The organism is Vibrio sp. 10N.286.52.C3, assembly GCF_041468865.1.
Taxonomy (GTDB): Bacteria; Pseudomonadota; Gammaproteobacteria; order Enterobacterales; family Vibrionaceae; genus Vibrio; species Vibrio crassostreae_C.
Genome location: NZ_JBFRJM010000028.1, coordinates 268,885 through 281,787, shown reverse-complemented (window position 1 = coordinate 281,787; position 12,903 = coordinate 268,885). Strand labels below are relative to the sequence as shown.

At 45.2% G+C, this 12,903-nt stretch carries 10 protein-coding genes; 4 read left to right on the top strand and 6 right to left on the bottom strand.

Features of this window, described 5'->3' with window-relative positions; genetic code table 11:
- Positions 1–87 precede the first annotated feature (87 nt).
- Both AB4138_RS12210 and cls read right to left on the bottom strand, forming a co-directional pair.
- On the bottom strand, positions 88–1,272 hold the full coding sequence (locus AB4138_RS12210; RefSeq protein WP_017065338.1) for a cystathionine beta-lyase: 1,185 nt from the start codon (positions 1,270–1,272) through the stop codon (positions 88–90).
- A 182-nt stretch (positions 1,273–1,454) separates the two neighbouring features.
- On the bottom strand, positions 1,455–2,909 hold the full coding sequence (gene cls, locus AB4138_RS12205; protein ID WP_017065339.1) for a cardiolipin synthase: 1,455 nt from the start codon (positions 2,907–2,909) through the stop codon (positions 1,455–1,457).
- Positions 2,910–3,275: 366 nt separating this feature from the next.
- Between cls and AB4138_RS12200 the strand changes: the two genes are divergently transcribed.
- The 4 genes from AB4138_RS12200 (at position 3,276) to AB4138_RS12185 (ending at position 8,331) form a co-directional block, all read left to right on the top strand.
- Positions 3,276–4,709 (top strand): sodium-dependent transporter, encoded by a 1,434-nt coding sequence (locus AB4138_RS12200; RefSeq protein ID WP_050543975.1) that lies wholly within the window; start codon positions 3,276–3,278, stop codon positions 4,707–4,709.
- Between the two features lie 166 nt (positions 4,710–4,875).
- Positions 4,876–6,492: a methyl-accepting chemotaxis protein gene (locus AB4138_RS12195; RefSeq protein WP_372306211.1), complete on the top strand. Its 1,617-nt coding sequence runs from the start codon at positions 4,876–4,878 to the stop codon at positions 6,490–6,492.
- Positions 6,493–6,670: 178 nt separating this feature from the next.
- Positions 6,671–7,369, top strand: a complete 699-nt coding sequence (locus tag AB4138_RS12190) for a TIGR01621 family pseudouridine synthase (protein WP_017060318.1) — start codon at positions 6,671–6,673, stop codon at positions 7,367–7,369.
- Positions 7,370–7,377: 8 nt separating this feature from the next.
- Positions 7,378–8,331 (top strand): class I SAM-dependent methyltransferase, encoded by a 954-nt coding sequence (locus AB4138_RS12185; RefSeq protein WP_017068057.1) that lies wholly within the window; start codon positions 7,378–7,380, stop codon positions 8,329–8,331.
- Between the two features lie 93 nt (positions 8,332–8,424).
- On the opposite strand, the gene AB4138_RS12180 is transcribed toward AB4138_RS12185, so the two are convergent.
- The 4 genes from AB4138_RS12180 to AB4138_RS12165 are packed head-to-tail and all read right to left on the bottom strand — an operon-like array spanning position 8,425 to position 12,520.
- Positions 8,425–9,042 (bottom strand): CDP-alcohol phosphatidyltransferase family protein, encoded by a 618-nt coding sequence (locus AB4138_RS12180; protein WP_017060320.1) that lies wholly within the window; start codon positions 9,040–9,042, stop codon positions 8,425–8,427.
- Positions 9,032–9,682 carry an ATP-binding cassette domain-containing protein gene (locus tag AB4138_RS12175; protein WP_017065359.1) on the bottom strand — a complete coding sequence of 217 codons (651 nt, stop codon included), beginning with the start codon at positions 9,680–9,682 and terminating at the stop codon, positions 9,032–9,034. The genes AB4138_RS12180 and AB4138_RS12175 overlap by 11 nt, the downstream gene beginning before the upstream one ends.
- On the bottom strand, positions 9,648–11,348 hold the full coding sequence (locus AB4138_RS12170; RefSeq protein ID WP_017065762.1) for an ABC transporter permease: 1,701 nt from the start codon (positions 11,346–11,348) through the stop codon (positions 9,648–9,650). Before AB4138_RS12170 ends, AB4138_RS12175 begins: the two co-directional genes overlap by 35 nt.
- Before the next feature lie 5 nt (positions 11,349–11,353).
- Positions 11,354–12,520 carry an ABC transporter substrate-binding protein gene (locus AB4138_RS12165; protein WP_372306208.1) on the bottom strand — a complete coding sequence of 389 codons (1,167 nt, stop codon included), beginning with the start codon at positions 12,518–12,520 and terminating at the stop codon, positions 11,354–11,356.
- Positions 12,521–12,903: the final 383 nt, after the last annotated feature.

Sequence of the window (12,903 nt, the reverse complement as noted above, 5' to 3'; positions counted from 1 at the left end):
CTGAATATGAGTATTTTGAGTTATGCTTTAAACAGAAAAAGGCAGGAATATCCTGCCTTTTTTGCATATTAGACCTATCGTCTCAGATTAAATCAGAGCGCTATAACGTTCTAATCCCGCCTCTAGATCAGCAATCAGGTCATCAACATCTTCTAACCCAATATGAACACGTATCAAGGTACCTTCGAAATTAGGATTGGCAACAGTTCTCAAGCTGTCAAAACTGCTTGGTTCGTTAGCTAGAATCAAACTTTCAAATCCACCCCAAGAGTAACCCATACTAAAATGTGTCATTCCATCAAGTAACGCTGTCGTCGCTTTGATATTAGAGTTGTTTAGTACAAAAGAGAACAAGCCATTACCGCCAGTAAAATCTCGTTTGAAGAATTCATGGCCTGGGCAAGACTCAAGAGCAGGGTGACGAACGTGGTTAACTTCAGGACGAGTCTCTAACCATTTTGCGACCTTCAAGCTGCTTTCTGCGTGTTGGCGTAGACGCACATCAAGAGTACGAATGCCGCGAAGCCCTAAATAAGCATCATCAGGTGAGACACATTGCCCCATCAAGTAACTTTGCTCTCTTAGTTGATCCCAGCATTTCTCATTGGCGACTGCCGTACCTAGCATCACATCAGAGTGACCCACGATGTATTTGGTCGCTGCTTGAATCGAGATATCAACACCAAAATCAAACGGTGAGAAGTTCACGCCAGCCGCCCAAGTATTGTCTAGCATAACGATGATGTCATGTTCATGAGCGATACGCGCTAGTGTTGGAATATCCTGCACTTCCATGGTGACAGAGCCTGGAGACTCAGTAAACAGCACCTTAGTGTTTGGCTTGATAAGGTCTTGGATACCTTCACCAATCGTTGGCTCGTAGTAAGTTGTCTCTACCCCCATCTTTTTCATGATGGTGTCACAGAAATCACGAGTAGGTTCGTAGCAGGTGTCAACCATTAAAATATGATCACCTGTTTCTACAAAAGAGAGAATGGCATTCGAAATTGCTGCTGTACCACACGGGTACAGTGCACAACCCGCGCCGCCTTCTACTTCAACCATCGCATCTTGGAAGGCAAAATGAGTGTTGGTTCCACGACGTCCGTAAAAAAGGGTCTTGTTAGCGCGGTTAATCGTAGCTTTACGCTTCTCTTCTACTGAGTTAAATACGACAGTTGAAGCGCGTTGTACTGGTGGGTTAACAACACCATTGGTCCACTTCTTATCACGACCGGCAGTGATAAGTTTAGTGGTTTTGTTCTCGGACATGCTGTGAATTCCTTATCAATCGGTTATGTCCTATTTAAAACATGCCAAGAGTGTTCAAAGCAAGAGCGGAGCGGGGATTTTTGCGCTTTTCTTACGATTTTTAACCTTTCACTCAGTTAACAGTGAAAGGTTAAAAATGATCGATGGGGAAACAACGAGCCATAATCGACTCATTGCTGGAATTATAGGAGTGGGTTGAACAAGTAGAACAGCCTCTCAAAGAAGCGATTACTAAGGTTTCTTTGCTCCCACTGTTCTAACTCTACAGAGTGGGATGAAGCGATATAAGATTTCTGCAGCTCAGACAGTTTTTGCGTGAAATGCACATCATCCACAGCCAGAGTCACTTCAAAGTTGAGCCACAAACTGCGCATGTCGATATTGACGGTTCCGATCAAGCAAAACTCTTCATCGATCACTACCGATTTGGTATGAAGAAGGCCACCGTAAAATTCATAGATCTTCACGCCAGCTTCAAGCAACTCGGTATAAAACGCACGAGAAGCCCATTTAACCATTAGTGAATCGTTATTGTGTGGAATGATCAGTTCTACAGTTACGCCGCGTTGAGCTGTCATCTTAAGTGTTTCGAGTAAGTCAGCACTTGGCACAAAATAAGGTGTAGTAATACGTACAGAATGATTCGCTTGATTGATGGCGATGGTCAGTACTTGTAAGATCAAATATTCCGGCATGCCAGGGCCAGACGGCACTACTTGAACCGGATGATGTGTCATGATTTCTTCAACTGGGCATTCAGGTATATCAGGGAGAATGCGTTCACCAGTCTCAACTTCCCAATCCCAGCCATGAATAGCGGATAACACATTAACGGTTGGCCCAGTCACTCTGACCATTACATCAATCCACTGACCAACGCCGGAACTTTGTTTGAAGTGAGCAGGATCTACCATGTTCATTGAACCCGTATAGGCGATAGTCTCGTCAATCACAATGATTTTGCGGTGTTGTCTTAAATCTAGGCGACGTAAAAAAATACGCCATGGGCTCACTTCTAGTGCTTGTACGACTTGAACGCCTGCGTCCTTCATCATTGACTGCCAGTGGCTTTTGAAAAAGCGAGGGCTACCGGCTGAATCGAGCAAAACTTTAACATCTACGCCACGTTTTGCAGCGCGAATCAGCGCAGAGGCAACCGAATCGGTCAGGCCACCTGGATGCCAAATATAGAAAACCATCTTGATACTGGTTTGTGCATTTTCTATATCTTCGATAATTGCGTGTAGGATCTCGTTTGGTGAAGATTGCAGCGATAGAGTGTTTCCACTGAGTGCAGGGATGCCCATTCGATTGTTACAAAGCTCGTCAATCTTATGGATAGGGGAGCCGACTTTCCCTGGTTGGTGAAGTTGGCAATCATTCAATTGACGGAACCAGTCGCCGAAAGGGGTAAACATACGATGAGCGCGTTCAGCCCTTTTTCTGCCTAGGTTTAGCTCACCAAAAAGGAAGTAACAAGCTACACCAACAATCGGGATAATGTAGATAACCATTAGCCAAGCAAGAGAAACGCTGACAGAGCGTCGTTTTAGTACAACACGAAACGTCACACCGGCTACGAGAACCCAGTACAAAACAACAGAGGCCAAAGTTAAAAAATGATAAAGCTTATCCACATTGAATACTCGAAAAAAGAGACACTTAGATAGTAATGCTATTTAACGGATATGGGAATTTAAGGATTCAACTATTTACAAAATAGAGCAAAAGATGTAAATAGGTTAAAGTTGTTAAGTTTTGGTCAACTTAAGAAGAAAACGATTGTTTTGTATGAAAAGTCGGCATTTAACCATAAAAATTTACATCTTTAACGAAATTTGTACGGTATGCTCTTCCAATTTTATTCTTAAACTGGTTTACTTGCTAGACAACGAGCGTCAATCAAATCTTTTAGGTGTGTAAATTTATTTATACACCTTCCTTTTAAAGACGCCACCCAAAGCAAAACACAACATCACATAACACAAAAGTTTGGAGTACACGTGGCTACTAGTAATACAACCACAACACCCCGCGATACCTGGGGTTCGAAGTTAGGATTCGTAATGGCTGCAGCAGGTTCTGCTGTTGGCTTAGGTAACATTTGGAAATTCCCATACACAGCAGGCGAAAGTGGCGGTGGTGCATTCGTTGCCATTTACCTGTTTTTTGTAATTTTTATTGGTTTCAGTGTCATGCTGACTGAATTTGCGATTGGCCGTCATACGCAAAAATCAGCAGTAGGTGCATTTAAAACAACTGACCGTCGTTGGACGTTCGCTGGCGTTATCGGCGTATTCAGTGGTCTACTTATCATGGGTTTCTACCCAGTAGTAGGCGGTTGGTCAATCGCATACATCGGTAAAATTGCAGGTGGTCTTCTAGACGCACCAGAAGCAATTGGTGATAGCTTTGGTGGCTTTATCTCAAACCCAGTTCAACCACTAATGTGGATGGGCTTATACCTACTACTTAACGTTGTTATCGTTATGAAAGGTATCTCTGGTGGTATTGAGAAAGCAGGTAAGATCCTGATGCCGCTTCTTTTCATTATCCTTATTGTAGTATCAATCAAAGGCATTATGCTTCCGGGCGCGATGGCTGGTCTTGAGTTCCTATTCAGTCCTGACTTCTCTAAAGTAGACAGCAATGTAATCCTAGCCGCTCTAGGTCAAGCATTCTTCTCTCTAAGTCTTGGTATGGGTTGTATGATGACATACGGTTCTTACCTTAAGAAGAAAGAGAACCTAGTTCAGACAACAGCAATGGTAACCGCAATGGATACTGGTGTTGCTATTCTAGCTGGTGTTGCAATGTTCCCTGCAATGTTCGCGTTCGGTATGGAACCTGCAGCGGGCCCTGGTTTAGTATTCGTTGTTGTTCCTCAGCTATTCGCTGAAATGGGCGGCGTAATCGGTCTTCTATTTGCTCTTATGTTCTTCGTTGGTTTGAGTGTTGCGGCACTAACATCTTCAGTATCTCTACTTGAAGTTGTGGTTTCTTACCTAATCGATGAGAAAGGCATGAAGCGTGTAACAGCGGTACTGTCTGCAAGTGTTGTAATGGCGATTCTATGTATCTTCGCTTCTCTATCACTTGGCGGCTTCGGTCCAACACTGTTTGATACTGGCGCGTTCGACATTTTCGACCTACTAACGGATAAGATTTTCCTAGCGGTTGGCGGTATGTTGGTATGTATCTTCGCTGGTTGGAGACTAAACCGTGCAGACCTAGAGAAAGAAATCACTAACGACGGTGAAGTCTCTTTCCCACTATTTGGTCTATGGTACACACTAGTTAAGTACATCATCCCTGTAGCTATCGCTATCGTTGCGTTCATGGGTATCTCTTCTGGCTTCGATAGCGGTAAAGGTGCAATCATGCTACTAGGTATTGGTATCATTGCTGGTTTTGCGCTGATTTCTAAGAAGTTCTAATCGCAAGATAAAGTAATTTGATAAACGGGAGCTCATTAGCTCCCATTTTTTTATGTCTGGAACTTAATTATTTAAGAAAAATAACCATTGAAGGTATCCGTCTGATAGCCGATATAAATGGAACGAATAGCTGTTAGAGCTATATTTTGATTTAGGTAGGTGTTGTTTGAAATTGTCAGTGAGAAAGAAACTGTATGCCGGTTTTGGCTCTATATTGGCGGTGCTTGTCACGTTAGTCAGTATTGTATGGATAGAAGTTATTGGCGCTCATAGAAGTGCTGATGAGATCAGAATGGACGATGTACCGGGCACTGTTACCTATCTTGTTCTGATAGATGAAGCTGGAGATGTCTACCGAGATGCGCTGGGTGCGATCATTCAGGTTGATAACGCGCTGAACGATTATCGAACCAATAAGAACGAATTTGCTCAAGCTATCGAGCAGGCTAAGCGTTTGGAGAGTAGAGGTTCGGAAGACCACCGCCGTATTCAGCGAATTGAAGACCTGATGGGGCGTTTCACTCAAGAGTTTGAATCAAAGCTTGTGCCGAAGATCAATGATGAAGCTGCGCTACTAGCCAATATTCAACAGCTACGATCTTTGTATGAGAGCAATCTTATCCCTATTGAGAACTTACTGGATCAAGCGTCAGCAAGTGAGCGCGCAGATACAGAACAGTCACTACTGACACTAACCGACACGTTTACTACCATCGAGCGCACCATCATGGTGTTGTCTGCTATTGCGATTGTCTTTGGTTGTGTGATTGCGTATCTATTGTCTAGCTCTATTACCAATCGTCTTACTCGTGTAGAACAAGTAGCACGACGTGTAGCAAATGGTGACCTAACGGCAGGCGACATTATTGATGATTCTGGTGATGAATTGGCTGAACTGGCTAAGTCGTTTAACCAGATGCAGAAATCACTAGTAGACCTATTAGGTTCAATCTCGTCTGTGACTCACCAAGTCCAATCGGTGACAGGGGAGCTCTCTTCTATTAGCCAAGACATCGTTACTGGTGCATCAGCTCAAGCAGACAAAGCTAACTTGATTGCAACGGCTGCTGAAGAGCTAAGCTTGACCATTTCTGAAGTGGCGCAGCAAGGTACTTCAACTTATGAAGAAGCACGTCGCTCAGAAACCTCTGCAGAAGATGGCCGCAACGTGATTGTTGAGATGGTGGCGAGTATTCAACAAGTGTCGACTCAAATGAGCGATATGTCGTTGCAAATGAATACTCTAGGTTCTCACGGTGAGCAGATTGGTAGCGTTATCAAGGTAATCGAAGACATTGCTGAGCAAACTAACCTGTTAGCTCTTAACGCTGCAATTGAAGCGGCACGTGCAGGCGAGTTTGGGCGTGGGTTTGCTGTAGTTGCTGATGAAGTGAGAGCGTTGGCTGAGAGAACAACCAAAGCGACACAAGAAGTATCGGGCATTATTCAATCAATTCAATCTGGTACGCAAGAAGCCGTTACTTACACGCAGGATAACTGTCGGTTAGTTGAGATTGGCGTAGAGAAAAGTTCAGGTGCGGTTTCAGCATTGGAAGCGATTGTTAGCGGAGCGGGCAATGTACAAAGCATGGTCAACTCTATTGCTACTGCAGCAGAAGAGCAGACAGCTGTAACCAAAGAAATTGCAGCGGACATTACGGCAATCAGTGATATCTCTGAGCAATCTTTGCAACTGGCGACTCGAAGCTCTGAAAACACATCAGGCTTGAACGCTAAGGTTGCTGAGCTAGAAGCATTAGTCGGTAAGTTTAAACTGGCGTAAAGCGGTGACTTGGTTCTATTTGCCGTGTGGTAATCGAGTAAAGACCAAGCACTGATTGCTAGTTGTTGAAAAGAAGCCCAATGATTCAATGTTTATTGAGTGAGTTGGGCTTTTTCGTAGCTGGAATCTGGGTTCAGACGCGGTATACTCCACGTTCTACAATGGAGCTAGCCTATACATGTTCGATATTCTTCTGAACCACTCTGATTTTTTACTTATCAATAAGCATCCTGGAGTCAGCGTCCACAAAGACGATGGCGATACCATGTTGCTTCAAGAAGTTGCTAAGGCAATTAATGAGCCTAAGCTGTATCTCGTTCATCGACTAGATAAAATGACTTCGGGCATTCTGCTGCTGGCAAAAAATGCGTCGGCGGCGAGCGAGCTTTCACAGCTATTTGCAAAGCGTGAAGTAGAAAAATACTACCTTGCGATTGGCTCTAAGAAGCCAAAGAAAAAGCAAGGTTTGATCTCAGGAGACATGGAGCGTTCACGACGCTCAAGTTGGAAACTTCTGACATCCAAAGAGAACCCTGCGATTACTCAGTTTTTATCAGCAACGGCTGAACCCGGTGAGCGTCTGCTGTTATGCAAACCCTATACAGGGCGAACTCACCAGATCCGTGTCGCGATGAAGTCGATCGGCTCAGCCATTGTTGGTGACCCTATTTATAATCCATCGAGTGAGGCTGACAGAGGTTATCTACATGCCTTCGCGATTCGATTTGCCTATCAATCACAAGCCTACGAATATGTCTGCGACCCAAGGAGCTTAAACTCTTTGGGTGAGAAGTGGCATCAGGAAACCGTGTCGAACGGTTTGGACAGTTGGCTTGAACCTTGGTCATTAACTTGGCCAAAGCTAAACACTAAGTGAGTGAAATAATGGAAGCATCAGCTTTACCTCTGTTTTTTAGTCATATTGAACAGCAACTTAATGAAGTACCAAACGAACTACGCCGTATTTTCCACGGGCGCGGTAAGTTTTGGCCTGGTCTAGAGCAACTGACATGTGACTGGGTTGATGGACAGCTACTGGTTAACGTGTTTAAAGAAGTCGACGATGAATTCTTGTCATCTCTTAAAGCTGGATTGGTTGAACTCACCAACAAAGATATCTGGCAATCAAAGCAGGGCACAAGCATTGTTCTGCAACACCGTTATGCCGATGGTGCGCCTTCAGAGGTTCTATGGGGTGAGTTGAATGACTCTCCGGTTGTGGTTGAGCATGGCCTTAAGTACCAATTAGACATTGGCCGTAATCAGAACTTCGGTTTGTTCCTAGACATGCGTAATGGTCGTCAGTGGGTACAAGATAATGCCAAGGATAAGAACGTTCTTAACCTGTTTGCATACACTTGTGGTTTCTCTGTCGCGGCTATCGCTGGTGGCGCTCGTCAATGCATGAACGTGGACATGTCACGTGGCTCGCTAAACAAAGGTCGCGATAACCACCGTCTGAATGAACACGATATGCGCTCGGTTAACTTCCTTGGCTACGATATCTTTAAGTCGTGGGGGAAAATCAAGAAGGGCGGTCCTTACGAGCTCGTTATCATCGATCCACCTTCGTTCCAAAAAGGCAGCTTTGCTCTAACCAAAGATTACAAAAAAATCTTACGTCGTTTGCCTGAACTTCTAACTGAAGGCGGTGAAGTGATTGCGTGTGTGAACTCACCAGCAGTATCACCAAACTTCCTGATTGAGACGATGGCAGAAGAAGCACCAAGCGTTGAGTTCATTGAGCGTCTGGACAACCCGCCTGAGTTTGTCGATGTCGACCTTGATTCAAGCCTGAAGGTATTGAGGTTTAAAATCACGGCTTCAGCTGAAGCTTGATGTCATGATTTAGCGGGCATTATCCATACTAATATAGAAAACGCCGCTCACAATGAGCGGCGTTTTTATAGGTGCAAGAAACTAACTCATTTATTAACTAGCTTGGTTTTTTAGTGTCTGAAAACCAAAATAAATACGCATGAACGTGGTTAGCCAACAAGCTGCACCAAAGGTGTAAGCGATAACCGCAAAGTGTTGAGGCCAAATACAAAACGCGATGAAACAAGCGATGGTTTCAGTGCCTTCGGTTAGCCCTGACATGTAGTACAGAGACTTATGCTTATAGACTGGGTTTTCAATGCCTCGCTTGCCTGCCATAACCGCAAACGCTAAAAAGCTGCTGCCTGTGCCGATAAAAGAGAAGATCAAAAATGCACCGGCAATGGCGTTGTGTTCTGGGTTGGCAATGACAAATCCAAAAGGGATCAACGAGTAGAATAGGAAATCTAGGCTGATGTCGAGGAAACCACCCGCATCACTAATGCCTTGGATTCGAGCCAAGGCTCCATCAAGCCCATCACATACTCTATTAAACACAATGAAGCCTAACGCCCACTCATATTGTTGAAATGCCAACGCTGGAAACGCTAAACACCCAATCAGAAATCCGAATAACGTGGTTTGATTGGCCGTGATACCCAATTGGTTTAGTAACTTAGCAGACTGATTTAATGGCCACTTAATGACCTTAATGGAGTACTTATCCAGCATGGTTACTTCTCCATGGCCAAGACAGTACTTCTGCCCCTTGAGGTACATCGGCTTCGTCGTGCGTGACCATTAATGTAGGGATATTCGCTTTGGTCAGCTGTTCGAAGACCCAATCGCGAAATTGTGCTCTTAACTCTTGGTCTAGCTTGCTGAACGGTTCGTCAAGCAGGGCGAGTTTAGGCTTGGCTAACAACATACGAGTCAAGCTTATTCTTGCGCGTTGACCGCCGGATATTTGATCCGGGAAAGATTCAGCTAAGTGAGTTAGCTCTATGTCTTTTAGTGCAGCCATTGCTTGTTTTTGGCGAGCGGAACCTTTAACAGAGTTCGGTAACGAAAAGGCCAAGTTTTCCCATACTTTGAGGTGCGGAAACAACAAGTCATCTTGAAACAAAATACCGACTTCACGCTGATGTGATGGAAGCTCGTCGAGCTGAATATTGTTCAACACAACGGTGCCAGAGTACGAAAACTCTTCACTTAAGTGACCAGCAATCGCATCCAGTAAGGTCGACTTTCCGCAGCCACTCGGCCCCATCAAAGCCAGTATTTGGCCAGATTCTAATGTGACGTTTAGCGCTGAGAACAGCGAATCTCCATCGGTTTTACGGATGGCGAGGTCGTTGAGGTACAGACTCATTACTTAGGAAACCTTTAAAAGTAAGACGGCGATATCTCAGTTGAAGTCGGCTGACTAATATCGCTAAAGAGAAAAAGAACAGAGGCAATAGGGCCTGCCAAATGGCATAGATTGCTGTCACCCTGCGGTCGAAACCACTGGTAAGTGCAACGGCTTCTGTGGTGATCGTGCTAATACGGCCCGCGCCGAGCATTAATGTTGGAAGGTATTGGGCCAAACTCACGCTGATCCCGACCGCCCAAGCAAAGGCAATCGCAGGAAGCAAGATTGGTAGTTTGATCGAATACCAACTCTGAAATGGCGATTTACCTAGGCTCAGCGAGGCTTTAATCAACCCATCATTGAAGCTTTTCCACGGGCCATCCAAAGACAGGTACACAAACGGGAAAGCAAAGAAAACATGCGCCCAAATCACCCAGAACTCATAGGCACTACTGCCGATGTAGAGGGTCGTGACTTGCATACCAAACAACACTGAAAGCTGCGGTATTAGCATTGGAATAGCGATAATGAAGCCCGGAACTTGCCACTTGTATTTGATTCTGTATTCGTGAGCAACCAGCGCAAGCAACAAAGCGATTGAAGCAGCAATCAGACCAATCCATAAGCTTTGACCAACGGTGCTCATGATGCCTTCCCACTCGAACTCCCAGAAGCGCGTGCTGTAGCGGCTCGGCAGTAAATCAGGGAAGCGCCAACGCTGAGCAACGCTCCAAATTACCATTAAAGGAATGATCAGCAGTGAAAGGCTAGCAAGGACAGTGAATACCGTTTTCCCCGGAAGGTTTGCCCCTGTTCTTCCGGAATACTGCCAAGTTCGAAAGTACTTAAGAACCGCCCATTCAACTAAACGCGCCAAGGCGATGATCAACGAAGCTAAACCAAACAAAACGATGGCACCAGCAGCAGCTCGCGGAAGTAGGTTAAGATCCGGATCGTTGAACCATTGCCATACCAAAACGGCAAAGGTCGGCGGGTTGGTTGGGCCTATGATCAAAGCAATATCGACAACCGAGACACTGTAAGCGAGTACCGCCAGCATTGGGAAACGAAGCTTAGTAAACCATTGTGGGAAAATACATTTCCACCAGATCTGAGCGCGGCTGTAACCGAGCGATGCACTGACCTTGGTGATACGCTCTACATCAATTTGCTGAAGTATCGAAATGCTCATCAGCAATAAGAAGGGGACTTCTTTGAGTGCGAGCATAATAATTAAGCCGAACGCGTATGGGTCTTTCACCAATAACGCCAATTCAGAGCTGGTAGCCGATTCGCCGAGCAAGTGATGTACCGCTCTTGCGCCAAGCCCCGTTGGACTAAACAGAAAAGCAAAGCCGATAGCGAAAGCTACATGTGGAATGGCAAGCATTGGCGATAGCGTAAACTCAATCTTTCTCCAAAACTTGTTTCCCCAAGAGGCTTGAAGAATACAAAAGGTCAGGAAGCAGGCTATATAGCTGCTTGCAATTGCTGAACCTAGGCTTAAGCCAATAGAGTGCCAAGCCCCTTCCCATTGAAAGACTTGGCTAAAACCGTTGAGTGTCGGCTCCTCTAAACCAAGGGGCGGGATGAAACTCAGTGACGAAGCCACGACTCCCGCTACCCCAGGAATGGTCGGGATAATGCATACAGCTATAACAACAAAATATAGAGCGCGTAGCATGAAGACTAGTTACCGTATCGCTTAAGCCACTCTTTCTCGAGCGCGTTTTGCCAGCTAGGGTGTGGTTCATCAACCGATTTAAATTGCTGGGTGTTTTTAGCGCTGCCAGTGAGGTACTTGCTGCTCAGAACCGAAGGATCGCCCCAAACATTGAGGTCCCCCTTGCGAGACTGTGCTTCAGGGCTCAGTAAGAAGTTAATGGTCACTTGAGCACCCGCGGTTGCATTGGCGTTCCAAGGAATCGCAAGGAAGTGAATGTTAGATAGAGCGCCGCTTTCTAGAGCATAAGCCTTAGTGGTTTCGGCTAAGCGACCACTGGCTTGTGCTGAATAAACAGAGTTTGGATTAAACGTAATCGCGAGATCGATCTGTCCGTCATCCAGAAGTTGGATGCTTTCCGATGTGCCTGCTGGGAATTGTTTGCCACCGCGCCAAGCCACTTTATGGAATTTATCTAAGTAAGCCCACAGTGGTGCCGTCACTTCTTGGAAGTTGTCTTCTGAAACCGGCTGAGCCAGTGCAGGGTTATTGTTTGTTAGTTCAATCAATAGAGACTTAATGAAGCTCGTGCCATGAAATTCTGGTGGGCGAGGGTAGCTTAAGCGATTTGGGAAAGCTTGAGCGTAGCTCAACATCTCTGAAAACGATTGTGGCGGGTTGTGTAGTGTCTCTTGATCGTGAATGAACACAAGTTGTCCCACGCCCCACGGTGCTTCCAAGCCTTCTGTCGGCTCTGAGAAATCAACATCAATCGGCAGAGACTTATCGACATACTGCCAATTTGGAAGTGACTCTGTAAATGGCCCAAACAATAGCGCGTTGTCTTTCATCGAGCGGAAGTTCTCGCCATTAATCCAGACGATATCGACGCTGCCTTCACTGTTCTTTCCTGCTGCTTTTTCAGCAAGCAGTCGAGTGGTGGTTTCCGCAATATCGATCACTTTCACATGCTTTAACGTGACACCGTAGTCACTTTGTAATTTCTTGCCTGCCCACTGTAGGTAACGATTGATCTCTTGGCTTCCGCCCCAAGCGTGAAAGTAGACAGTTTCTCCCTCTGCCTGCTGTTCTATTTGGTTCCAGCTGTCGGTGGATGTTGCTTCATCAGCATAAATGGTTGCGCTGTATGCAACGGTTGCCATGATTCCTAACGTACTTACTATCTTGTTCATAAACTTTTCCATTTGGTAGTGAACGGGCAAGAGCATTGTATTTTCGAACTCCCTAGTGCGTATTGACCCTTCGTGGTTAACGAAAGATCAACATGCCCTAATAGTTATTCTATCTGTTTCTGAAATAAATTCTAATTCAACAGTAAATTCAATCAATTACTTGAGAATAAGCAGGGAGTTCGCGGTCGAGTTTTGTTCGATACGTAATCATCTCGAAAACTCGACAGACTCTAGGCTTTTGCCATCCTAGCAACAGACCGCTGAACCGTTGAATTTATTGCATCTAAATGAGAGATTTTTGAGGTTTATTGGAGGTTGGTACGAAAAGTCGGCGATGAGCGTCAATTTTGAAGAAGTAGTGAGGGCAAGCTGACAATAAAAAA